This window comes from Conexibacter sp. CPCC 206217, from assembly GCF_030646165.1.
Lineage (GTDB): Bacteria > Actinomycetota > Thermoleophilia > Solirubrobacterales > Solirubrobacteraceae > Conexibacter.
Window position 1 is genome coordinate 353,113 of sequence record NZ_JAUTDO010000005.1, and the last position, 21,455, is coordinate 374,567.

Genomic DNA, 21,455 nt, shown 5'->3' on the forward strand with positions numbered 1-21,455 from the left:
CGGCGGCTCGCGCGAGCCGTCGCCGCTCCGCTGCTAGGCGGCGCCCGCCCCCGCCTCGTGCGCGAGCAGCCAGCGCTTCACGTCGAGTCCGTAGAGGAAGCCGCCGAGCGCGCCGCCGGTGCGCACGACGCGGTGGCAGGGGACGAACAGCGCGGCGGTGTTGCGGCCGCAGGCGCTGCCGGCGGCGCGGATCGCGCCGGGGTTGCCGGAGCTGGCGGCCAGCTGCGAGTACGTCTGCGGTTCCCCGGCGGGGATCTCGCGCAGCCGCTCCCAGGCACGCGCGGTGAACGCGCCGCCCTCCTGCTCGACCGTGACCGCGTCGATCGCACGCAGGTCGCCGGCGACGTAGTCGCGCACGGCCTGGGTGATCGCGCCGAGCTCGTCGCGCTCGGCGATCGCACCGGGCGCGAGCGCCTCGGGCGGCGCCGGCACGCGCTCGGCGCGCACGAGCTTCAGCAGCGCCTGCGCGTCCGGCGCCCAGCCGCTCGCGAGCACGGTCAGCTCGCCGCTCTCGTCTTCGCGCGCGATCACGGTGAACGGACCGGGCGGCGTGGGGATCGTGGTGGTGACGAGCGTGGCGGTGGCGGTGGCGGGAGTCATCTCGTTCCTCCTTCGGTCGGTGTCAGGGTCGCCCACAGGTGCAGCGCGGCGTAGGCGCGCCAGGGGCGCCAGCGCTCGGCGATCGCGGCGACCGCGCGGGCGTCGTGCGGTTGGTCGAGGCGGGCGAAGGCGTGGCGGATGCCGAGGTCGCTCGCCGGGAAGGCGTCGGGGTCGCCGAGCGCGCGCATCGCGACGTACTCGGCCGTCCACGGTCCGATCCCGGGCAGGGCGACGAGCTGTGCGCGCGTCTCCTCTCGATCGGCGCCGGGATCGAGCGCCATCTCGGCGTCGGCGAGCGCCGCGCACAGCCCCACGAGCGCTCGTCCGCGTGCGCGCGGCATCGGCAGCTGCTCGGGATCGATCGCCGCGATCGCGGCGGCTGTGGGGAAGGCGTGGGTGAGCTGGGTGTCGTCCAGACACGTCGGCAGCGTCTCGGCGAGCGGCTCGCCGTAGGCGGCGGCGAGGCGACCCGCGAGCGTGCGGGCGCCGCCGACCGAGACCTGCTGGCCGAGCACGGCGCGCACGGCCAGCTCCGCGCCGTCGACCGCGCCGGGTACGCGCAGGCCGGGGTTCGCGCGCACGAGCGCGCCGATCAGCGGGTCGTCGCCGAGCGCCGCGACGACTGCGAGGGGGTCGGCGTCGAGGTCGAGCAGCCGCCGGCAGCGCTGCACCGCGGCGGCGAGATCGCGCATGTCGCGCAGCCGCAGCGTGCACTCGACATGCTCCGCGTGCGGCGTCAGCGCGACGAGACCGGGGCCATGCGGCAGCGCCAGCACCCGGCGGTACGTGCTCCCCTCCACCACCTCGACCCCCGGCACGGCCCTCATCCCGAGGAACGCGAGCAGGCCGGCGCCGTCGAACGGGGGGCGGTGCCGCAGGCGCAGGGTCAGCGCGCCGGTCGCCGGGTCGCCGTTGCGGTGGGCGCTGCGGCGGCGCAGCTCGGTCGGCGTCGTGGCGAACACGTCGCGGACGGTCTCGTTGAACTGGCGGACCGAGGGGAAGCCGGCGGCGAACGCGACCTCGGTGAAGGGCAGCTCGGTCGTCTCGATCAGCAGCCGCGCGGTGTGGGCGCGCTGAGCGCGCGCGAGCGCAAGCGGCCCGGCGCCCAGCTCGGCGACGAGCTGGCGGTGCAGGTGCCGCTCGCTGAAGCCGAGCCGTCTCGCGAGGCCGGAGACGCCGTCGCGGTCGATGCTGCCGTCGGCGATCAGCCGCACCGCGCGCCCGACCACGTCGGCGCGCACGTTCCACTCCGGCGAGCCGGGCGAGGCATCGGGGCGGCAGCGCTTGCAGGCGCGGAAGCCGGCGCGCTGCGCGGCGGCGGCGGTCGGCAGGAAGCGCACGTTCGCGCGCTTGGGCGTGACGGCCGGGCAGCTCGGCCGGCAGTAGATGCCGGTCGAGGTGACGGCGGTCACGAACCAGCCGTCGAAGCGGCCGTCCTTTGCGCTGACGGCCCGGTAGCACTGTTCGAAGTCCTTGACCACGGAGTCCATGATGGCGATCCGCAGCACCCATCACTAGTGGTTTTCGGACGTGTACGTCGGAGCCGCGAGGACTGTCCCGCAACGCACGAGGGGGCGGCCGAATCGGCCGCCCCCTCACGCTCCATCAACGACCGTGCGGCGCGCGGTGCGCGAAGGCCCCGACGCCCACGCGCGCGCCGTGGTCTCAGCGCAGCGAGAGCTTCGCGCTGCTGCTGCCCGCGACGAGCGTGTACGCGCCCTTCGCCAGCTTCTTGTTCGCCTTCAGCGTCAGCGAGCCGTTGCGGGCGATCTTGCCCTTGGCGACCGTCTTGCCGCTGCGCACGAGGCGGGCGCTTCTGGCGCCTCTGGCGAACGTGACCTTGCACTTGACCGCTCTGCTGCCGGCCATTCTGCACGACACCTTCGCGTCACGGCCGTTTCTGCCGTTTCTGCCATTTCTGCCGTTGCTGCCAGCCGGACCGACCGGACCGCCGGGACCGACCGGGCCGCCGGGGCCGCTCGCGCCAGCCGGACCGCCGGCGCCGGTGTCGCCCTTCGGGCCGACGACGCCCGCGTCGCCGGTGTCGCCCTTGTCGCCCTTCGCACCGGCGGCACCGTCAGCGCCGGCCGGGCCCACGACGATTCTCGACGGCACGAAGCCGTTGAGGACGGCGAAGATGTCCGTCTGGTCGATCGTGCCCTGGATGTTCGCGGCCTGCGGGCCGGACGCCCACACCGGGACGGTCGCGCCCGTGTGCGCCTGCGAACCGCCGGCGATCGCGCCGGTGCCCGTGTCCTGCGTGCCGTACGCGACGCGCAGCGGCGCGCCGTCGACCGTTCTGACGGTCGCGTACGCCGCGCCGGTCGCCGGCTTGGAGCCCGCGTTGATGATCTGCGACGTGTGCGAGTGGTCCGCCGTCACGATGATCAGCGTGTCCGGGTGCGTGCGCTGGAACTCCTGCGCGACGCCGACCGCCTCGTCGAGCGCCAGCAGCTCGCCGATCTGGCCGCAGAGGTCGGAGGCGTGATCGCGCTTGTCGATCGAGGCGCCCTCGGCCTGCAGCACGAAGCCGTCCGGATCGTCCTTCAGCAGGTCGATCGCCTTCTGCGTCATCTCGGCGAGCGACGGCTCCTGCGTGGTGCCGGAGCGCTGACCGGGCGTGCAGGCGATGTCCGCGCCGCCGCCGTTGATGTTCGGGTTGAGCGTCCCGGCCGTTCTCTCGGCCGCCAGGTACGCGTCGGTGCGGGCGTAGAGCGGGTCGTACTCGGTCGTCATGTTCGTCGGGTGGAAGAGGCCGAGCAGCTTTCTGCCACCGCTCAGCGACGTGACGCCGGCAAGGCCGGCCTTGTCGGTGACGTACTCGTAGCCTCTCGCTCTCGCGTAGTCGACCACGGTGCCGGTGCTTCCGTTGGCCAGCAGCGGCTGCTCGTACTTGGCGCGCGCGCCGCCGAGGTAGAGGTCGAAGCCCTGGTCGACCTGCTGCTCGGCGATCGAACCGAGGCCGCCGGCTTCCTTGGTCTCCGTCGGGCACGTCGCGCGGGTGTCGTTGGGGCCCATGCAGGAGCGCTGCGACATGTGCGAGCTGGGAGCAGCCGGCGTCGCGTCGGTGATCTCCGCGGTGGAGACGTTGCCGACGGCCTTGCCCTCGGCCTTCGCCATCTCCATGTACGTTCTGTAGTTCTCTCTGCCGGGTACGCTCGCGGCGGTCGACGGCGACTGCGACAGGCGGTTGTCCTGTGTGCGCTTGCCGGTCGACCACGCGGTCGCGGTCGGCGCGGAGTCGCCCGCGTAGTTCGGCGCGTAGTTCGGGCCGTCGCCGGGGGAGAGGACGTAGTGGATCGAGCTGCCGCGGAACGGCAGTCTGTCCATGTTGAGGCGCCCGGCGGCGCCCTTGCCGTAGTAGCGGCCGATGGTGACCTCGGAGTCGCCCATGCCGTCGCCGATCAGCAGGATCACGTTCTTGGGACGCGACGAGTCGATCTTCGCGGCAAGCGCTGCCGACTGGTCGTCGCCGTTGTTGGCGCCGATCGCGACGCCACCGGCGACGAGCGCACCGGTCGCGCCCAGAAGGGCGATGGTGGACAGGGCACGCTTGTTCATGAGGCGGGGGGCTCCTTGATGGAAGAGGAACGACGCCTCTACCGTGTCGTGCCTACTACAAGATGTAGTTGCCGACCTGTGACGCACCCGTGAAGGTCTCGTGACCGGCCCCGCTCAGCTGAAGCTGCCGCCCTCCTGGACGACGACGCCGTCAGCAGTCAGACGTCCACCGCGGCGCAGGTCGCAGATCAGGTCCCAGTGCACGGCCGACTCGTTGAGCCCGCCCGTCTCCGCGTAGGAGCGCCCGAGCGCGAGGTGGACGGTGCCGCCGATCTTCTCGTCGAACAGGATCGCGCCGATCGGGCGCGTGATGCCGAAGTTCGTGCCGATCCCGATCTCGCCGAGCCGGCGCGCGCCGGGATCGGTCGCGAGCGTGCGGTCGAGGTACTCCTGGCCGCGCGCGGCGCTCGCCGCGACGACCTCGCCGTCGCGGAACGTCAGCGTCACGTCCTCGACCTCGACGCCGCCGGGGCTCGACGGCACGGTGAAGCGGATCGTGCCGTTCGCCGACGTCTCCAGCGGACCGGTGAAGACCTCGCCGCTGGGCATGTTGCGTCTGCCGTCGGAGTTCGCCCACCTGCGGCCGCCGACCTCGAGCGTCAGGTCGGTCCCGTCGGCTTCGATCCGCAGCGTCCGCGCCGGCGTCAGCCGCTCGATCAGCTGCGCCTGGAACGCGCCCAGCTCGCGCCAGGCCGCGGCGGGGTCGTCGCGGTCCAGGAACAGCGCGCCGCGCACGAACGCGGCGAACGCGTCGAAGCCCATCCCGGCCTGCTGCGCTCCGGCCTGCGTCGGCCACAGCGTGCCGCACCAGCGCTTCGTCAGCCGCAGCTCGCTCAACGGGGCGGCGGCGCGGGTCGCGCGCGCCAGCCGCTGCGGATCGATCCCGGCGAGCGCGCGCGTGTTCTGCGGCGCCTGGATCGAGAGGAAGACGTCGGCCTGCTCGGCCTCGGCCCGCGCCAGCGGCGAGTAGCCGTCGAGTTGCGCGTCGCGCGCGTGGACGTAGAAGTCCTCGTCGAGCCCGGGCAGCGCCGGGCGCAGCAGCGGCCACGCCTCGCGCGCCAGGATCGACCGCTGCAGCGCGCGCAGCAGCGGCGCGGCGAGCGTCGTGGAGCGCACCAGCACCTGCTGCTGGGGTTGGATCTCGAGGCAGTAGCCGGCCAGCAGCTCGGCGAACGCGTCGGTGTCGGCGTCTCGCCAGCTCATGGCTCGCCTCGCGCGCGAGAAGGAGCCTCTGGCGATTTCTCGCAGTTGAACGCGAGCCCTCCGGGCGAGCTTTTCACGGCTGTCTCATGTCCGGGAACCACTCGGCGAGGTGCTCGCGCAGCGCGTCGCGGATCCAGCGGCGCTCGTCCTGGGAGGCGAAGCGGTAGCGCTGCAGGAGCTCCTTCTGCTTCTCGATCGGGACCTCGGCGATCGTCCAACGGGCCGCGAGCCGCTCGAACAGGAACTCGACCGCGCGCTGCCAGGCGTCCTCGGCCGACAGCGGTGAGCCGCCGACGACCGCGGCGTACTGCTGGCGCGTCGCGGGCGACAGCGCGCCGCGCAGCGTCAGCACGTTGCCGTCGGCGTCGGTGTAGTCGGAGGTCGGCGCGTCGAGTCTGTCGAGCTTGTCGCGCTGGCGGCTGCGGCGTCCCATCGCGACGGAAGGCTACCCGTCCGCCGCGACCTCCAGTTGCCGCGCGACGTCGTCGCGCAGCGGCTGCGCGTGGCCGGACCACGCCGTCGCCGGTCTCAGCGCCGCGAGCTTGCGCATCGACGCGCGCGCCAGTTCGGTGTCGTGGTTGAAGGCGGCGTGCGGAACGCGCACCGCGCCGGCGAACCCGGTCTGCGGATCGAGCGTGTAGAAGGTGTCGCTGACGAGCGCGAGGCGGTCGGACTCGCGCCACAGGCCGATCAGCCCCGGCGCGTGACCGGGCAGGTGCACGACGCGAAAGCCGGCGACCTCGTCGCCCTCGGCGACGGTGCCGGCGATCTGCACCGGGCCGCCGTCCCAGCTCTTCAGCAGGTGCGGCATCCCGATGCGGCCGTGCAGATCGAGCTTCGACAGGTCCATGTAGTGCACGCCGCCATCGCCCTCGGCGTCGGCGCGGTCGGCCTCGTGGCAGTACACGCCGGTCTGCCGCGACAGCGCGGCAGCGGCGCCGCGGTGGTCGGGGTGCGCGTGCCCGAGCACGACGCGTCTGATCCCGCCCATCCGCGCGCCGGTCGCAGCCAGCGCGGGCGCCATCGTCGCGACGCCGGCGTCGAAGACGGTCACGCCGCCGTCGTCCTCCAGCAGGTAGACGTTCATCAGCTTGCGCGGCAGCCCGCCGCGCACGACCCAGACGCCGTCGGCGATCTGCTCCGGCGGGGCGGCGGCGAGCCGGCGCCCGACGCGCGTGCGGACGTTGACGAGCTTCGCCATCGCCTGCTCCGGGCGTGAGTCTCTCGGCGGCAGCACGCCGAGCTGGCGCGCCACGTCGGCGCCGTCGAGGTAGGCGTCGTTGCCGACGACCAGGCCGTCCCGCACCTGCACGAGGTCGACCGCCTCGAACGTGACGCGCGCGCCGTTGGGCTCGAACTGCTGGAAGCGCCCGGGGCCGGCGAACGTCGCGCTCATCCGCCAGCGCACGGCGCAGCGGTCGCCGTCGGCGGTCGTCGAGAGGATCTCCACGCGCATGTCGGGGAAGGCGGCGAACAGGTCGGTGAAGTACGCGCGGATGTCGTCGGGCGCCACGAGCGTCGCCTGGCCGTGCAGCACGTCGACCCCGCCGGCCTTCCAGCACGCGGTCATCGCCTCGGCGTCGCGCGCTCCGACGGCCGCGAAGTAGCGCCGCGCGACCTGCTCGGTCGTCTCGGACGTGGTCTTTGCCGCCGCTGCCATCGCGCTCTCCCTCTCCCGCAAGCTGGACTGGCTGAGCGGCCAGCCTACTGCTTCGGGTCGGGGCCGGGTCGCGCCTGCATCCGGAGCGTCGGTGTGCCCGCTCGGCGCGATCGCATTCGGACCGCGCTCGGTCGTCGCGCGCCTATATGGTGGGCTGAGCATGTCCGAATCGGTGCGTAAGCGGGAGCTGGGTCGCGGCGAACGCGTGCTGAGAGGCATCTGGCGGCTGCGGCTGCCGCTGCCCTGGCCCGGCATCCCACACTGCAACGCGTGGGCCATCGCCGCCGAGGACGGGATCGTGCTGGTCGACTGCGGCATGCACGAGGACGGCTCGATGGAGCAGCTCGAGCGCGCGCTGGAGATGGTCGGGCTGAGCATCGACGACGTCAGGCTGCTCGTCTGCACGCACGCGCACGTCGACCACTACGGACAGGCCGCGACGATCGTCGACCGCACCGGCTGCGAGCTGTGGATGCACCCCAACTACGAGCACGCGACGCGCTCGGTCGAGGATCCCGAGCAGGCGTTCCAGCGGCGGTTGGAGATCGGCCGCACGTCGGGCGTGCCGGAGCTGGTGCTGCGCCGCTACGCGGAGATCGCGAAGGAGCAGAGACCGGGGATCGCGCGCGCGATCGCGCCGGACCTCGCGTTGCTGCCGGGGATCGAGATCCCGACCGACCTCGGCTTCTGGAGCGTCGTCGAGACGCCCGGCCACGCGCCGTCGCACGTCTGCCTCTACCAGCCCGAGCGCCGCATCCTGATCTCCGGCGACCACCTGCTCGGCCGCATCTCGCTCTACTACGACTACGGCTGGACGCCGGACCCGGTCGGCGAGTTCCTGCGCTCGCTCGACGCGATCGAGGCGCTGGACCCGCTGCCGCGCCTCTGCCTCGCCGGCCACGCGCGGCCGTTCACCGACGTGCAGGCGCACATCGAGGCCAACCGCGAGCTGGTCGCGCAGCGCGTCGCGGCCGCCGCGGTCGCGATCGAGGGTCAGCCGCTGACGGCCTATGAGGTCGTCCCGTACGTGCACGGCAGAGACGCGATCCACGCCGCCGCCTGGCTGCTGGCCGAGACGCTCTGCTATCTGCGCCATCTGGAGGCGATCGGCGCCGCCCGCCGCGAGCCCGGCGACCCGGAGCGCTGGGTCGCGGTCTGATGGTCTGCTCGTGATCGACGCGCTGAAGGCGACGATGCGCGAGTTCTACCGCGCGGAGGCGCCGGCCTCGGGCGGCCGCGTGATCGAGCACGACGGGTTGACGGCGTTCATGACGCCGAGCGCGCCGACCCAGTCGATCGTCAACGGCGTCCTGTTCGACGACGTCGCGGCGCTCGGGGCGCGGTTGCCGGAGCTGGCGCGGGCGTACCGCGCCGCCGACGTGACGCACTGGATGGTCTGGACGATGCCGGGCGAGCAGCCGGCCGCCGAGCTGCTGCGCGCCGCCGGCCACCTCGCCGAGTACGAGCCGATGGCGATGTCGCTGACGCTGACGCAGCTGGTCGATCCGGCCGCGCCGGACGTCCACGTCACGCTCGACCGCGATCCCCATCCGCTCGAGATCACGACGCTGAACGAGCGCGCCAACGGCGAAGCGCCGGGTGCCTTCGGAACGGCCTTCGCGGGCCTTCGCGACCGCAGCTTCCACCGCTACGTCGCGCGCGTCGAGGGGCGCCCGGCGGCCTGCCTTGTGACGTTCGACCACGACGGCGACTGCATGGTCAACTGGGTCGCGACCGAGCCGCGGCTGCAGCGCTGCGGGATCGGGCAGTGGCTCGCGCACGCCGCGCTGCTGGACGCGCGCGAGCGCGGGATGCGGACCGCGACGCTGCAGTCCAGCTACGAGGCGGAGCGGCTCTACGAGCGGCTCGGCTTCGTCGCGCACGGCCGCCTCGGGATGTGGCTGTGGGACGGTCCGGCGACTGTGCCGGGTTCCCTGGCTTAGACTGGGAAGTCATGCGCATCGACGAGATCATCGCCGCGGGCGGGGACCCCGTCTTCTCCTTCGAGTTCTTCCCGCCGAAGACCGAGGACGGCGAGCTGAGACTGTTCCAGGCGCTGGAGGCGCTGCGGCCGCTGGAGCCCGCGTTCGTCTCCGTGACCTGGGGCGCGGGCGGCTCGACCCGCTCCAAGACGATCGACATCGTCTCCAGAATCCGCGAGAACCACGACCTCGAGGCGATGGCGCACTTCACCTGCGTCGGCGCCACGACCGACGACCTGCACGCCGCGCTGCGGCAGATGCGCGCCGCCGGGATCGTCAACGTGCTGGCGCTGCGCGGCGACCCGCCGAGAGGCGAGACGAGCTTCACCGCGACCGAGGGCGGCCTCGCGCACGCGACCGACCTGACGAAGCTCGTCGCGGAGGGCTATCCGGACGTCTGCCTCGTCGGCGCCGCCTATCCGGAGGTCCACACGGAGGCGCCGGATCGCGAGACCGACCTGCTGCACCTGAAGGAGAAGGTCGACGCGGGCGCGCGCGTGCTGATCACGCAGCTGTTCTTCGACAACGCCGTCTACTACCGCTTCGTCGAGGACGCGCGCGCGATCGGGATCGACGTGCCGATCGTGCCGGGCATCATGCCGATCATCTCGACCGCCGGCATCAAGCGGATGACCGCGCTCGGCGGCTCGACGATCCCGCCGGCGCTGATGGAGGCGCTGGAGGCGCGCGGCGACGACGAGGAGGCGGTCGCGGAGCTGGGCGTCTCCTACGCGACGCTGCAGTGCGCCGAGCTGCTCGCCAGCGGCGCGCCCGGGATCCACTTCTACACGATCAACCGCTCGCCGGCGACGCGCGCGATCCTCTCCGCGCTGCGGCTGCAGCGGCCGTGGGAGAAGGGCGCGGGCGCCGAGCCGGCGCTGCGCGTCGCCGCGGGATAGAGCCACCAGCACCGGCGGCGGCACCGGCACCGGCGGCGACACCGGCACCCGCGAGTTCCCGCGGCGGCCGCGCGGCGCAGCCCGCCGCCGTGGAACTCGCAATGCGAAGCACTCAGCCTCCCACCCCCGGCAGCGTCGGCACGCACGGCGGCGTTCTCGCCGTCGCGGGGTCGAGCGCGTTCAGCACCAGCCGCAATGCGCGGCGGTCGTAGGCGATCCCGAGATGCTCGGTGAAGTTGACGATGCAGCCACTCTGCAGCGTGATGTTGGTCGCGCCGCTGAGGAAGCTGTTGGTGTACGGCGTCACGACCTCGTCGTAGATCGAGGCGATCACCGTGTAGGAGACGCCGGCTATCGTGTCGCCGCCCGCGTCGAGTCTTCTGTTGAAGGCCGAGCCGAGGCGCTGATCCTCCAACGCCGGCCCGCCGGCCTCCAGCACCGAGCTGGCGCCGGGCAGGAATCTCGCCAGCGTCGAGAGCCCCAGCAGGGTCGTGCCGTGGTTGGACGGCGTCAGCCCGACGAGCGTGTGCACCTTCGTCGCGCCGCCGAGGTACTTGACGTACCAGCGCGGCAGCATCCCGCCCTGCGAGTGGCCGACGAGGTCGACCTCTCTGGCGCCGGTCGCGCTCAGCACGCCGTCGACGTACGCCGCCAGCTCGGCGGCCGAGCCGGGGATGTCGTCGAGGCCGAGGAACGGGCCGGGCCAGTAGGCGCCGTAGTTGAGCGCGAAGACGCAGTAGCCGTTGTTCTTCAGCAGCGGTGCGAGCGCGTTCCAGTTCAGCCGCTGGTTCTCGAGCGTGCCGTGGACGAGCACGACCGGGCGCGGATGCGCGGCCGTCGGTCTGCAGGAGAAGTCGTTGGCGCCCGGCGGGTTGCTGTTGGGCGCGAGCGTGCCGGCCGCGATCCCCGTCGGGAAGTTGTAGATCACCGGCAGATCGGCGCGCGCGGCCGGCGCGAGTGCGGACGCGCACGCGAGCAGCGCGACGGTCAGGACGGCGAGGACGGCGACGAGCGCGCGACGGCGGTCGGGCGCGCGAGTGGTGTGCAGCATTGCTCTCCCCTTCGGTCAGTGGTGGTCCGAGCGGACCCTTGCCCCGGGTCCAGCAAACCTGACCGATGAACAGAAATCAAGCGTTGTCGGGCGGAAGCGCTCTGAGCGCGTGCGCGACGAGCTTGCGGCCGTCGCGCTCGTAGCGCACGTCGACCGTGTGGTTGGTCTTGTACGTGCCTATGCCCCAGGCGCCCCAGAACCAGCGCCAGAAGCCGAGTCTGCCCTCCTGCACGAGTGGTCTGGAGAACAGCAGCACGCCGTCTCTGACCTCGTAATCGTTCCCCGGCTGCTGCAGCACGCCGTTGACGAACACATCGATCGGGGGCTGCACTCCGCCCGGAAGTTCCACATGCCAACGCTCCATCCCGCTGCCAGCGTACCCTCATCGCGGTGAACCGTGCAGAAGGAGACATCGCGTACCGCATCCGGCGCTCCGATCGCGCCCGTCGCGTGCGCGTCCGAGTCGACGACTCGAGCGGCGTCGAAGTCGTGCTGCCGCGGCGCAGCGCCGAGCGCGAGGCGGCCGCCGCGATCCGCCAGCTGCGCCCCTGGATCGAGCGCCGGATCGCCGAGCTGGAGCGCACGCGCGCGCAGATAGCGGCGCGCGGGGCGACGGTGCCGTACCTCGGCGAGACGCTGCAGTTGCTGCCCGAGCCGGGCCGCACGCGCGTGCACCGGCGAGGTGACACGTTGCTGGTGCCGGGGGCAGAGGACCCCCGCGCCGCGCTGGAGCGCTGGTACCGCCGCCGCGCGCAGGAGGAGGTGGCGCCGCGGCTGGACCGCGCGACCGCGCTCGCCGGCACCCACTACTCGCGGCTGACGATCCGCGGGCAGAGAACGCGCTGGGCGAGCTGCTCGACCAACGGCGCGATGTCGTTCAACTGGCGCCTGCTGCTGGCGCCCGCCCCGGTGCTCGACTACGTCGTCTGGCACGAGGTCTGCCACCTCGAGGTGATGGACCACTCGCCGCGCTTCTGGGCGCTGCTGGCGCGCCGCTGGCCCGACTACAGACTGCACTCGGCCTGGCTGCGCAGGCACGGCGGGACGTTGGTCCTGTGAGCGGCCCGCGCGTTGCGGTCGTGGGTCACGTCGAGTGGCTCGACTTCGCCGTCGTCGACCATCTCCCGCGGGCCGGCGAGATCGTCACGGCACGTGAGCACGTCGCGGTCGCGGCCGGCGGCGGCGCGGTGGCGGCGATTCAGCTGCTGCGGCTGGCCGGCGCGGCGGACTTCTTCACCGTCGTCGGCGACGACCTGCTCGGGGAGCGCAGCGCGGCGGAGCTGCGCGAGCGCGGGCTGACGCTGCACGCAGTCACGCGGCAGGTCCCGCAGCGACGCGCCTTCACGCACGTCGACGGCAACGCCGAGCGCACGATCACCGTGCTCGGCGATCGGCTCGTCCCGCACGCCGACGACCCGCTGCCGTGGGATCTGCTCGCGCAGGTCGACGGCGTCTACTTCACCGGCGCCGACGGCGCAGCCGCCCGCGCCGCCCGCCGCGCCCGCGCGCTCGTCGCGACGGGCCGCGCCCCCGAGGCGCTGATCGCCGGCGGCGTCGTCCCCGACGTGCTGGTCGCGAGCGAACGCGACGAGAAGGAGGTAGCGGGGGTCGAGGCGTTCGAGGCGGCGCTCGGGGCCAACTCCCCGGCCCCCGGCGGCGGCCCCTCAGGCCCCCGCTACACGATCTTCACCCGCGGGGGCGAGGGCGGCCACTGGCACGGGACCGACGGCAGCAGCGGCACGTGGGAGGCGGTCCGGCCGCCGTCCGCACCGGTCGACGCCTACGGCTGCGGCGACTCGTTCGCTGCCGCGCTCGCGTACGGCCTCGGCGCCGGCCTGGGCATCGAACGCACGATCGCGCTGGCGGCTCGCTGCGGCGCCTGGTGTGTCACCGGCCGTGGCCCCTACGGTCACCAGCTCACGCGCGCCGAGTTGGCCGACGACGAGCTGGGGCTCAGCGCTCGACCGCGGCGGTGATGACCCGCCGCACTGCCGCGATCGCGGACTCGCCGTCCTGTCGTTCGATCACGGTGCGGCTGGCGCGGCCGGTCCACGGCTCGGCGGAGCCGTCGCCGCGCACGTCGATGCCGGCCCGGACCCGCGGCAGCAGCCGTTCCGGGCCGCTCAGCTCCGCGCGCGCGGTCACCTGCTCGACGGGCGCATATCTGCGCGTGCGGATGTCGATCTCTCTGCGCGGAACACGTGCCGTGAGTTGCAGCACGCGCGCCTGCAGCGCGTCGAGCGCCGTCTCGAGCGTGTCGAAGCGATCGCGCTCGACGCGCGGTCCGTCGCGGACGGTCAGCTTGTAACGCGCCATCGCGGCGAGCCTATCTGCCCGCGATGACGGCGGCGACGTGCGACGTCACGGCCCGTCAATCGCCCCGCTCAGGAGGCGGTTCCAGCGTCGCGCTGCACTCGGCGCGCTGACGCGCTGCGCGCCGGCTCCGGGAGTTGGAGCCGGCGCGCCGGGAGAATGCGGCGCTCGTCAGGAGCGCTGCGCCATCGGGACGTAGTCGCGCTCGCGACCGCCCGTGTAGATCTGACGCGGACGCGCGATCTTCTGCTCCTTGTCGTCGATCATCTCCAGCCACTGGGCGATCCAGCCCGAGGTGCGGCCGATCGCGAACAGGACCGGGAACATCTCGACGGGCATGCCGAGCGCCTCGTAGATCAGGCCCGAGTAGAAGTCGACGTTCGGGTAGAGCTTGCGCGAGACGAAGTACTCGTCCTCCAGCGCGATCCGCTCCAGCTCCATCGCTATGTCGAGCAGCGGGTTGGTGCCCGTCACCTCGAACACGTCCTGCGCGGCTCTCTTGATGATCTTCGCGCGCGGGTCGTAGTTCTTGTAGACGCGGTGGCCGAAGCCCATCAGCCGCTCTTCGCCCTTCTTGACGCCCTCGACGAACGCCGGGATGTTGTCCGTCGTTCTGATCCGGCGCAGCATCCGCAGGACCGCCTCGTTGGCGCCGCCGTGCAGCGGGCCGTAGAGCGCGCCGATGCCGGCCGCGACCGAGGAGTACGGGTCGACCTGCGAGGAGCCGACCGAGCGCACCGCGCTCGTCGAGCAGTTCTGCTCGTGGTCGGCGTGCAGGATGAAGAGCACGTCGAGCGCCTTCTCGATGCGCGGGTCCGGCTGGTACTTCAGCTCGGCGATCTTGTAGACCATCGAAAGGAAGTTGCCCGCGTAGGAGAGGTCGTTGTCTGGATAGACGTACGGCATCCCGCGGTTGTGGCGGTACGCGAAGGCGGCCAGCGTCGGCATCTTCGCGATCAGGCGCACGATCTGCTGGTAGCGCAGGTCGACGTCCTTGATCTGCGTCGCCTCCGGGTAGAAGGTCGAGAGCGCTCCGACCGACGCCAGCAGCATCCCCATCGGATGCGCGTCGTAGCGGAAGCCCTGCATGAACTCCTTCACGTTCTCGTGCACGAACGTGTGGATCGTGACCTCGTGGGTCCACGTGTCCAACTGCGGCTGCGTCGGCAGCTCGCCGTGGATCAGCAGGTACGCGACCTCGAGGTAGCTCGATCTCTCCGCGAGCTGCTCGATCGGGTAGCCGCGATACTCGAGGATGCCCTTGTCGCCGTCGATGTAGGTGATCGACGAACGACACGACGCGGTGTTCATGAACGCCGGGTCGTAGGTCATCAGGCCGAAGTCGTCGTCGTTGACCTTGATTCTGCGAAGGTCGATGCTGCGGATCGTCTCGTCCTCGATCGGAACCTCGTACTGACGGCCAGTACGGTTGTCCGTGATCGTGAGCGTGTTGCTCGCCTGGGCTACGCCGCCGGCGTCGCCCTGCCCTGTGGTGTCCGTGCTCATGACTCTCCCTAGCGCGTTCGTATCGCATCCGTTTTACCGGATCGGACAGGCCGAGCCCCTGCCGGGTACCCGGCAGCCGCCCGCGCGGTCGCACGCGGGATATGTAGGAGCGCGTCTGGGAGCTTGCTAGGAGGAGGTGGCGATCGCGGCTGCGAGCGTCGCGATCATCAGCACCAGCACCAGCCCGATGACGGCGCGGCTGGTGCCCTCGCCCTCGGCGAAGGCGGGGCGTGCGACGCCAAGCGCGCCGATCAGCACGGCACAGGCGGCAAGCGCGAGACCGGCGATGTAGAAGGCGGTCTTGGAGCCGTGATCGGCCGCACCCTCGGCCGCAAAGACGAGAAACCCGTACATGCGAAGCGAGCCTAACTCATCCGGCGGGCGTCGTGCGAGGGTCTCGGTCTGTTCAGTGCTCGCGCATGCGCGAGCGCGCGACGAGCGTGCGGGTGCGGGGCGGGGGCGGGAGCAGCGGGTCACCGTGCGGACCGCGGTCGCGTGGGCGGCGTGGGAGCGGCGAGTGAGGGTGGCGCGGGTCGCGCTGCTGCGGGACCTTCGAGCCGCCGTCGCCTCTGGGCGCCTCGCCGGCCGCGTCGTCGGGCTCTTGGCGCACGGCCCACCACACGAGCCAGAGCAGCAGCCCGATCGGGATCTTCAGCACCACCATCAGCCAGACGAAGCCCCATCCCATGGTCGACCGATCCTACCTGCCCGCCACGCCGCCGTCACGCCGTCTCCCGGAGCGCTGACGTCCACCCACAACGTCAAGCTCAAATGCACGGAATACGCTGAAATCGGCTGTTTGGGCAGCCGGGATTGACGAGATCACCGCTAACTGTTTATTCTTGCTTCACGCAATGACCCGGATCACTAGAGGAGAGGGCGGGGGATGAACATCGCGTCACGTGGAGCGTCCATGGCGGTCGACTGGGAGCAGCGCGTCGACTTCGCGCGGCTGCGCTCGGATCGCCTCGCACGCGCCAAGGCGGCGTTGGAGGCCTCCGAGTTGGGCGCCGTGCTGCTGTTCGACCAGAACAACATCCGCTACGTCACGTCGACCCACATCGGCGAGTGGGCACGCGACAAGAGCGCGCGCTGCGTCCTGCTGCCGCGGGGCGGCGAGCCCGTGCTGTGGGACTTCGGCTCGGCCGCCAAGCACCACCAGCTGTACGCGCCGTGGCTGCCGGAGTCCAGCTGGCAGGCGGGCGTGACGTCGATGCGCGGCGCGATGCCGGAGTCCAGCGGGGTGCCGGACCTCTTGGCAGGGCACATCTACGACGTGCTCGACGACCACGGCCTGCTCGACCAGCCGGTCGGCATCGACCTCACGGACATGGAGACGCTCGCGTCGCTGGGCCGCCGCAGAATCCTCACCGGCGACGCCGCGCCCGTGATGCAGGCCGCGCGCAAGATCAAGACCGGCGACGAGATCGCGCTGCTGGACCAGGCCGCCGGCATCGTCGACGCCGCCTACCAGCAGATCTACGAGACGCTGCGCCCCGGCGTGCGCGAGCACGAGATCGTCGCCGCCACGCAGAAGCTGCTGTTCGAGCTGGGCTCGGAGCAGGTCGAGGCGATCAACGCCGTCTCCGGCGACCGCTGCAGCCCGCATCCGCACGTCTTCTCCGATCGCCTGCTGCGCCCCGGCGACCAGGCCTTCTTCGACATCATCCACTCGTTCATGGGCTACCGCACGTGCTACTACCGCACGTTCTCGGTCGGCACCGCCAACCAGCAGCAGCTCGACGCCTACAAGCAGTGCCGCGAGTGGCTCGACGACGCGATCGAGCTGGTCCGTCCCGGCGTCACGACGGACAAGATCGCGGAGGTCTGGCCGACCGCGCAGGAGCTCGGCTTCCCGAGCGAGGAGTCGTGCTTCGGCCTGCAGTTCGGCCACGGCCTCGGCGTGGGCCTCTACGAGGCGCCGATGATCTCGCGCCTGAACTCGTTCACCGACCCGATCGTGATCGAGGAGGGGATGGTGTTCGCGCTGGAGACCTACTGCGCGACCAGAGACGGCAAGGGCGCCGCGCGGATCGAGGAGGAGATCGTCGTGACGGCCGAGGGGCCGGAGATCATCACCCGCTTCCCGGGCGAGGAGCTGCTCGTCTGCGGCCGCCAGTACGTGCGCGGCGCGGACTTCGTCGCCGACCGCGTGGAGGTGTGAGCGTGGCCCGCACGACGCACGACGCGGACGGGGCGGCCGCCGACGCCGCGACCGAGCTGAGCGGCCCCGCTCAGCACGGTCTGGAGCTGTACCGCCGCATGCTCGTCGTGCGGCGCTTCGAGGAGACCGTGCAGTCGCTCTTCCAGAAGGGCGAGGTGCACGGCACGACGCACCTCTACGTCGGCGAGGAGGCCGGTGCCGTCGGCGTCGCCGACGTGCTCGGGCCGCAGGACCGCGTCGCCGGCACCTACCGCGGCCACGGCCACGCGCTCGCGCTCGGCGTCGACCCGCAGGCGCTGCTGGACGAGATGCTCGGCCGCGAGACCGGCGTCTGCGGCGGCCGCGCCGGCTCGATGAACGTGATCGACCTGGCCAACCGGCTGATCGGCTGCTTCGGCATCATCGGCGGCTCGATCTCCGCCGCGACCGGCGCCGCGCTGGCGCTGAGAACGCAGGGCGACGGCGTCGCGGTCGCGTTCTTCGGCGAGGGCACGACCAACCACGGCTACTTCCACGAGTGCCTCAACTTCGCGGCGGTGCTGAGACTGCCCGTGCTGTTCGTCTGCGAGAACAACCGCTACGGCGAGTTCACGCCGTTTGAGGACGTCACCGCGGGCGACATCGCGGCGCGCCCGCAGACGCTCGGGATCCCGACCGAGACGGTCGACGGGATGGACGTGTGGGCCGTGCGCGAGGCCGCCGAGGCGGCTGTCTCCCGTGCGCGCGCAGGCGAGGGCCCGCAGTTCATCCAGTCGATGACGTACCGCTTCGTCGGCCATTCGCGCTCGGATCCGGGCAGGTACCGCAAGGCGGGCGAGCTGGACGAGTGGAAGCAGCGCGACCCGCTGAAGGTCGCGCGCGAGCGGCTGGCGGACGCGTTCGGCGTGCCGGGTGACGCGGTCGACGGCGTCGACGGCGCGGTCGACGCGCAGTTCGAGGCGATCGTCGAGCGCGCGCTCGCGGCGCCGTACCCGGAGCCGGCGCGCGATGCCGCGCGCGAGTTCGCCCCGTGACCGCCAGGCTCGCCGACGACGCGTGCGAAGGAGCCGCAGGCGAGTTCGCGCACGGCGACCAAGCCCTCCGGGCGCAGGTCGTCGCGATGCCCCGGCTCGCCGACGACGCGTGCGAAGGAGCCGCAGGCGAGTTCGCGCACGGCGACCAAGCCCTCCGGGCGCAGGTCGTCGCGATGCCCCGGCTCTCCGACTCGATGGAGGAGGGCACGATCGTGACCTGGCTCGTCGCCGACGGCGCGCCCGTCGCGCGCGGCGAGGAGATCGTCGAGGTCGAGACCGACAAGGCGACGATGCCGTACGAGGCCGAGGGCGACGGCGTGCTGCACCACGCGGTCGCCGCCGGCGAGACGGTCGCGGTCGGCACGACGATCGCCCGGATCGCGCCGGAAGGCGTGGCGCTGGCCGTCGCGCCCGCGCCGGCTTCGCCCACCGCCGCCCCAACCTCTTCCCCCACCGATCGCTCCACAACCGCGGCCGGCCCGGTTCCCCCGTCGGTGCCGGCCGCGGCTCTCCCCTCGTCGCGCGTCAGCGCCTCTCCCTTGGCCCGCCGGATCGCGCGCGAACTGGGGATCGACTTGGCTGCGCTGGTCGGGAGCGGTCCGAACGGGCGTGTCGTGAAGCGGGACGTCTTGGGCGCGGAGGCGCACGAAGCGGCAGAGGCGGTGAGCACTCCGCCACTGGTCTCACAGAGCGTCCCCACCAAGGGCGCGGCCACCGTGGTCCCGCTCTCCCGTACGCAGCAATTGGTCGGTCGGCGGATGGGGGAGTCGAAGGCGAGCGCGCCTGACTTCACGCTCGACGTCGAGGTCGACATGGACGCCGCGGTCGCCATGCGCGCGCGGCTCAAGCAGCTGCTCGGCGACGCGCCAGCGCCGTCGCTCGGCGACTTCGTGATCAAGGCGTGCGCGCTCGCGCTGCGCGAGCAGCCGCGCGTCAACGGCGCGTTCGCCGGCGAGCGCGTCGAGCTGTACGAGCGCGTCAACGTCGGCGTCGCCGTCGCGGCACCCGACGCGCTGCTCGTGCCGACCGTCTTCGACGCCGACAGCCGCTCGCTCGGCCAAGTCGGCGCGGACGTGCGCCGGCTCGCGGCCGCTGCGCGCGCCGGCACGTTGACGCCCGGCGAGATGAGCGGGGCGACGTTCACCGTCTCGAACCTCGGCGGCTTCGGGGTCGACGCCTTCACGGCCGTGCTGAACCCGCCGCAGGCGGCGATCCTCGCCGTCGGCGCGGTCCGCCCGCGGCCGCACGCGCGCGACGGCGAGCTGGTGCTCGCGCAGACCCTGCTCGCCCGCCTCACCTGCGACCACCGCATCCTCAACGGCGCCGACGGCGCCGCGTTCCTCGCGCGCGTGCGCGCACTGCTGCAAGCGCCGGAGCTGCTGGCGCTGTGAGCACGCGATCCGAAACCCGCGCGCGCCCGCGTGCGCTCTCGCTGAACACTTCACTCGCAACGAAGGGGTCCTCCCGTGGCTGACCAGCTCGAATTCCGCCGCGCGATCCGCGACGCGCTCGACGAGGAGCTCGCGCGTGACGAGCGCGTCGTCTTCTTCGGCGAGGACGTCGCCAAGCCCGGCGGCGTCTTCGCCGCGACGCCGGGGCTGTACGACGCCCACGGCGAGGCGCGCGTGTTCGACACGCCGATCTCGGAGCTGGCGATCACCGGCGCCGCGTTCGGCGCCGCCGTCTGCGGCCTGCGGCCCGTGATCGAGATCATGTTCGCCGACTTCCTGCCGCTGGCGATGGACGGGATGGTCAACCAGGCGGCGAAGTACTGGTACCTCTCCAACGAGCAGGCGCCGGCGCCGATCGTCGTGCGCTCCGCCTACGGCGCCGGCGGCCGCTTCGGCGCGATCCACTCGCAGTCGCCGGCGCCGTGGTTCCAGGGCGTACCGGGCCTGAAGATCGTCGCGCCGAGCAATCCGGCCGACGCGAAGGCGCTGCTGAAGGCGGCGATCCGCGACGACAACCCGGTCCTGTTCCTGGAGCATAAGCGGCTCTATTCGATCAAGGGCGCGCCGGGCGCCGCCGACGAGGTCGCGACGATCGGCGCGGCGAAGGTCGTCCGCGCCGGCGGCGACCTGACCGTCGCGGCGGTCGCCACCAGCGTCCATCACGCGCTCGCCGCGGCCGAGACGCTCGCGGCCGAGGGGATCGAGCTGGAGGTCGTCGACCTGCGCACGCTGCGCCCGCTCGACGTGCCCGCGGTCGTCGGCTCGGTCGGCAGGACGAACCGCCTGCTGGTGGTCGAGGAGGGGCCGCTGACCGGCGGCTGGGCCGGCGAGCTGGTCGCGCGCGTGAGCGAGGAGGCGCTCGGCGAGCTGGACGACGTCTGGCGCCTGGCGACCGACGACACCCCCGTCCCGTACAGCCCGCCGCTGGAGGACGCCTTCCTGCCGGGCACCGACGCGATCGTGGCGAGCGTGCGCGCACGGCTCGGCGTGGCAGCGGCGAGCGAGTGACGCGGACGACCAGCGTCCGCTGGGGGATCCTCTCGACGGCTGCGATCGCCGACGAGCTGATCGGGCCGCTGCGGCGGTCCTCGCGCGCGGAGCTGGTCGCGGTCGCCAGCCGCGATCCGGTCCGCGCCGCCGCGTACGCGCGGACGCGGGGGATCCCGGCGAGCTACGGCTCCTACGAGCAGCTGCTGGCCGACAAGCGGATCGAGGCCGTCTACGTCCCGCTGCCCAACGGCCTGCACGCACGCTGGGCGGGCGCCGCGTTGGAGGCCGGCAAGCACGTCCTCTGCGAGAAGCCGCTCGCGGCGACCGCGCTGGAGGCCGAGCCGCTGTTCGCGCGTGCCGCCGCGCGCGGGTTGGTGCTCGCGGAGGCGATGATGTACCGCCACCACCCGCAGACCGCGTTGCTGCAGGAGCTGGTCGCCGAGCGGCTCGGCCCGCTGCGCTCGTTGCACGCGACGTTCCACTATCCCATCCCGGGCCTCGAACGCGGAGACGCGCGCGCCGATCCGGCGCTCGCCGGCGGTGCGCTGCGCGATCTCGGCTGCTACTGCGTCAGCCTGCTCAACCTGCTCGGCGGCGGGGAGCCGGTCGCGGTCGGCGGCCGCGCGCGCTCGGCCGCGAGCGGCGTCGACATGGGGTTCGCCGGCACGCTCGCCTACGCGGGCGGCGCGACCGCCAGCTTCGACGTCAGCATGGACAGCGCGATGTCGCTTTGGCTCGTCGCGACCGGCGCGCGCGGCACGCTGCGCGTGCCGAATCCCTACCAGCCGTCACGCGACCGCCTGTGGGCGCCGGCGCCGTGTCCGCGCGAGGCGTTTCTGACGCTCGACGGCGTCACGCAGACGATCGCGTTCGACGGAGGCGATCCGTTCGCCCACGAGCTGGACGACGTCTCGCGCGCGGTGCGCGGGGACGCGACCGCCTTCGTCGTGCCGCCGCACGAGACGCTCAGGACCCTGCGCACGATCGAGCGGCTGCTCGCCGCGGCCGGCTTTTCGCCGTCGCACGAACCGCTCGATGCGCAGCGCTGACGTGCGCCGGCCG

The 21,455-nt window shown here is 72.5% G+C and carries 22 protein-coding genes; 10 read left to right on the forward strand and 12 right to left on the reverse strand.

Annotation, left to right across the window (positions count from 1 at the left end):
* Positions 1 to 33 precede the first annotated feature (33 nt).
* The 6 genes from Q7L65_RS15720 to Q7L65_RS15745 all read right to left on the reverse strand — a co-directional run bounded on the left by Q7L65_RS15720 (position 34) and on the right by Q7L65_RS15745 (position 7,024).
* The gene (locus Q7L65_RS15720) at positions 34 to 600 is read right to left on the reverse strand and encodes a methylated-DNA--[protein]-cysteine S-methyltransferase (protein ID WP_304722432.1); all 567 of its coding nucleotides are present in this window, start codon (positions 598 to 600) and stop codon (positions 34 to 36) included.
* Positions 597 to 2,081 (reverse strand): DNA-3-methyladenine glycosylase 2 family protein, encoded by a 1,485-nt coding sequence (locus tag Q7L65_RS15725; protein WP_370552579.1) that lies wholly within the window; start codon positions 2,079 to 2,081, stop codon positions 597 to 599. The genes Q7L65_RS15720 and Q7L65_RS15725 overlap by 4 nt, the downstream gene beginning before the upstream one ends.
* 184 nt (positions 2,082 to 2,265) lie before the next feature.
* Positions 2,266 to 4,161, reverse strand: coding sequence for an alkaline phosphatase (locus tag Q7L65_RS15730; protein WP_304722434.1), 1,896 nt, complete (start codon positions 4,159 to 4,161; stop codon positions 2,266 to 2,268).
* Between the two features lie 114 nt (positions 4,162 to 4,275).
* Positions 4,276 to 5,364: an aminopeptidase gene (locus Q7L65_RS15735; protein WP_304722435.1), complete on the reverse strand. Its 1,089-nt coding sequence runs from the start codon at positions 5,362 to 5,364 to the stop codon at positions 4,276 to 4,278.
* Positions 5,365 to 5,437: 73 nt separating this feature from the next.
* Entirely contained in the window at positions 5,438 to 5,797 is a 360-nt protein-coding gene (locus Q7L65_RS15740) for a hypothetical protein (RefSeq protein WP_304722436.1), read from the reverse strand.
* A gap of 12 nt (positions 5,798 to 5,809) precedes the next feature.
* Positions 5,810 to 7,024 (reverse strand): nuclear transport factor 2 family protein, encoded by a 1,215-nt coding sequence (locus Q7L65_RS15745; protein WP_304722437.1) that lies wholly within the window; start codon positions 7,022 to 7,024, stop codon positions 5,810 to 5,812.
* 160 nt (positions 7,025 to 7,184) lie between these two features.
* Between Q7L65_RS15745 and Q7L65_RS15750 the strand changes: the two genes are divergently transcribed.
* Genes Q7L65_RS15750 through metF form a run of 3 tightly spaced genes read left to right on the forward strand, consistent with a single transcriptional unit; the run spans position 7,185 to position 9,905 of the window.
* Positions 7,185 to 8,183, forward strand: a complete 999-nt coding sequence (locus tag Q7L65_RS15750) for an MBL fold metallo-hydrolase (RefSeq protein WP_304722438.1) — start codon at positions 7,185 to 7,187, stop codon at positions 8,181 to 8,183.
* Positions 8,184 to 8,193: 10 nt separating this feature from the next.
* Positions 8,194 to 8,967 carry a GNAT family N-acetyltransferase gene (locus Q7L65_RS15755; RefSeq protein ID WP_304722439.1) on the forward strand — a complete coding sequence of 258 codons (774 nt, stop codon included), beginning with the start codon at positions 8,194 to 8,196 and terminating at the stop codon, positions 8,965 to 8,967.
* 11 nt (positions 8,968 to 8,978) lie between these two features.
* Positions 8,979 to 9,905, forward strand: coding sequence for a methylenetetrahydrofolate reductase [NAD(P)H] (gene metF, locus Q7L65_RS15760; protein ID WP_304722440.1), 927 nt, complete (start codon positions 8,979 to 8,981; stop codon positions 9,903 to 9,905).
* 112 nt (positions 9,906 to 10,017) lie between these two features.
* Here metF and Q7L65_RS15765 read toward each other — a convergent pair whose 3' ends face one another.
* On the reverse strand, positions 10,018 to 10,956 hold the full coding sequence (locus Q7L65_RS15765; protein ID WP_304722441.1) for a triacylglycerol lipase: 939 nt from the start codon (positions 10,954 to 10,956) through the stop codon (positions 10,018 to 10,020).
* Between the two features lie 76 nt (positions 10,957 to 11,032).
* A complete protein-coding gene (locus Q7L65_RS15770; RefSeq protein WP_304722442.1) occupies positions 11,033 to 11,287 on the reverse strand; it encodes a hypothetical protein in 255 nt (84 codons plus the stop codon).
* A 59-nt stretch (positions 11,288 to 11,346) separates the two neighbouring features.
* Here Q7L65_RS15770 and Q7L65_RS15775 point away from each other — a divergent pair, with 59 nt between their 5' ends.
* Together Q7L65_RS15775 and Q7L65_RS15780 are read left to right on the forward strand one after the other, a co-directional pair.
* Positions 11,347 to 12,015, forward strand: coding sequence for a M48 family metallopeptidase (locus Q7L65_RS15775; RefSeq protein ID WP_304722443.1), 669 nt, complete (start codon positions 11,347 to 11,349; stop codon positions 12,013 to 12,015).
* Positions 12,012 to 12,932, forward strand: a complete 921-nt coding sequence (locus Q7L65_RS15780) for a PfkB family carbohydrate kinase (protein WP_304722444.1) — start codon at positions 12,012 to 12,014, stop codon at positions 12,930 to 12,932. Before Q7L65_RS15775 ends, Q7L65_RS15780 begins: the two co-directional genes overlap by 4 nt.
* On the opposite strand, the gene Q7L65_RS15785 is transcribed toward Q7L65_RS15780, so the two are convergent.
* The 4 genes from Q7L65_RS15785 to Q7L65_RS15800 all read right to left on the reverse strand — a co-directional run bounded on the left by Q7L65_RS15785 (position 12,910) and on the right by Q7L65_RS15800 (position 15,463).
* Positions 12,910 to 13,272 (reverse strand): hypothetical protein, encoded by a 363-nt coding sequence (locus Q7L65_RS15785; RefSeq protein ID WP_304722445.1) that lies wholly within the window; start codon positions 13,270 to 13,272, stop codon positions 12,910 to 12,912. The genes Q7L65_RS15780 and Q7L65_RS15785 overlap by 23 nt on opposite strands.
* Positions 13,273 to 13,440: 168 nt before the next feature.
* Positions 13,441 to 14,775: a citrate synthase gene (locus tag Q7L65_RS15790; RefSeq protein ID WP_304722446.1), complete on the reverse strand. Its 1,335-nt coding sequence runs from the start codon at positions 14,773 to 14,775 to the stop codon at positions 13,441 to 13,443.
* 126 nt (positions 14,776 to 14,901) lie between these two features.
* Positions 14,902 to 15,129, reverse strand: a complete 228-nt coding sequence (locus Q7L65_RS15795; RefSeq protein ID WP_304722447.1) for a hypothetical protein — start codon at positions 15,127 to 15,129, stop codon at positions 14,902 to 14,904.
* A gap of 52 nt (positions 15,130 to 15,181) precedes the next feature.
* Positions 15,182 to 15,463, reverse strand: a complete 282-nt coding sequence (locus Q7L65_RS15800; RefSeq protein WP_304722448.1) for a hypothetical protein — start codon at positions 15,461 to 15,463, stop codon at positions 15,182 to 15,184.
* A 225-nt stretch (positions 15,464 to 15,688) separates the two neighbouring features.
* Between Q7L65_RS15800 and Q7L65_RS15805 the strand changes: the two genes are divergently transcribed.
* From Q7L65_RS15805 to Q7L65_RS15825, 5 genes are all read left to right on the forward strand, one after another.
* Positions 15,689 to 16,939 carry a Xaa-Pro peptidase family protein gene (locus tag Q7L65_RS15805; protein ID WP_304722449.1) on the forward strand — a complete coding sequence of 417 codons (1,251 nt, stop codon included), beginning with the start codon at positions 15,689 to 15,691 and terminating at the stop codon, positions 16,937 to 16,939.
* 2 nt (positions 16,940 to 16,941) lie between these two features.
* Positions 16,942 to 17,952 (forward strand): thiamine pyrophosphate-dependent dehydrogenase E1 component subunit alpha, encoded by a 1,011-nt coding sequence (locus Q7L65_RS15810; RefSeq protein WP_304722450.1) that lies wholly within the window; start codon positions 16,942 to 16,944, stop codon positions 17,950 to 17,952.
* Positions 17,949 to 19,343 carry a dihydrolipoamide acetyltransferase family protein gene (locus tag Q7L65_RS15815; protein WP_304722451.1) on the forward strand — a complete coding sequence of 465 codons (1,395 nt, stop codon included), beginning with the start codon at positions 17,949 to 17,951 and terminating at the stop codon, positions 19,341 to 19,343. The genes Q7L65_RS15810 and Q7L65_RS15815 overlap by 4 nt, the downstream gene beginning before the upstream one ends.
* A 75-nt stretch (positions 19,344 to 19,418) precedes the next feature.
* Positions 19,419 to 20,411, forward strand: a complete 993-nt coding sequence (locus Q7L65_RS15820; RefSeq protein WP_304722452.1) for an alpha-ketoacid dehydrogenase subunit beta — start codon at positions 19,419 to 19,421, stop codon at positions 20,409 to 20,411.
* Complete coding sequence (locus tag Q7L65_RS15825) at positions 20,408 to 21,442, forward strand: Gfo/Idh/MocA family protein (RefSeq protein ID WP_304722453.1); 1,035 nt, start codon at positions 20,408 to 20,410, stop codon at positions 21,440 to 21,442. The genes Q7L65_RS15820 and Q7L65_RS15825 overlap by 4 nt, the downstream gene beginning before the upstream one ends.
* The last annotated feature ends 13 nt before the right edge of the window (positions 21,443 to 21,455 follow it).

What these genes read in the sequence shown, in the direction of transcription:
- Q7L65_RS15740 (WP_304722436.1), bottom strand. Translation starts at nt 5,797, where the DNA reads ATGGGACGCCGCAGCCGCCAGCGCGACAAGCTCGACAGACTCGACGCG.
- Q7L65_RS15790 (WP_304722446.1), bottom strand. Translation starts at nt 14,775, where the DNA reads ATGAGCACGGACACCACAGGGCAGGGCGACGCCGGCGGCGTAGCCCAG.
- Q7L65_RS15785 (WP_304722445.1), bottom strand. Translation starts at nt 13,272, where the DNA reads ATGGCGCGTTACAAGCTGACCGTCCGCGACGGACCGCGCGTCGAGCGC.
- Q7L65_RS15805 (WP_304722449.1), top strand. Translation starts at nt 15,689, where the DNA reads ATGGCGGTCGACTGGGAGCAGCGCGTCGACTTCGCGCGGCTGCGCTCG.
- Q7L65_RS15800 (WP_304722448.1), bottom strand. Translation starts at nt 15,463, where the DNA reads ATGGGATGGGGCTTCGTCTGGCTGATGGTGGTGCTGAAGATCCCGATC.
- Q7L65_RS15765 (WP_304722441.1), bottom strand. Translation starts at nt 10,956, where the DNA reads ATGCTGCACACCACTCGCGCGCCCGACCGCCGTCGCGCGCTCGTCGCC.
- Q7L65_RS15795 (WP_304722447.1), bottom strand. Translation starts at nt 15,129, where the DNA reads ATGTACGGGTTTCTCGTCTTTGCGGCCGAGGGTGCGGCCGATCACGGC.
- Q7L65_RS15745 (WP_304722437.1), bottom strand. Translation starts at nt 7,024, where the DNA reads ATGGCAGCGGCGGCAAAGACCACGTCCGAGACGACCGAGCAGGTCGCG.
- metF (WP_304722440.1), top strand. Translation starts at nt 8,979, where the DNA reads ATGCGCATCGACGAGATCATCGCCGCGGGCGGGGACCCCGTCTTCTCC.
- Q7L65_RS15730 (WP_304722434.1), bottom strand. Translation starts at nt 4,161, where the DNA reads ATGAACAAGCGTGCCCTGTCCACCATCGCCCTTCTGGGCGCGACCGGT.
- Q7L65_RS15735 (WP_304722435.1), bottom strand. Translation starts at nt 5,364, where the DNA reads ATGAGCTGGCGAGACGCCGACACCGACGCGTTCGCCGAGCTGCTGGCC.
- Q7L65_RS15750 (WP_304722438.1), top strand. Translation starts at nt 7,185, where the DNA reads ATGTCCGAATCGGTGCGTAAGCGGGAGCTGGGTCGCGGCGAACGCGTG.
- Q7L65_RS15720 (WP_304722432.1), bottom strand. Translation starts at nt 600, where the DNA reads ATGACTCCCGCCACCGCCACCGCCACGCTCGTCACCACCACGATCCCC.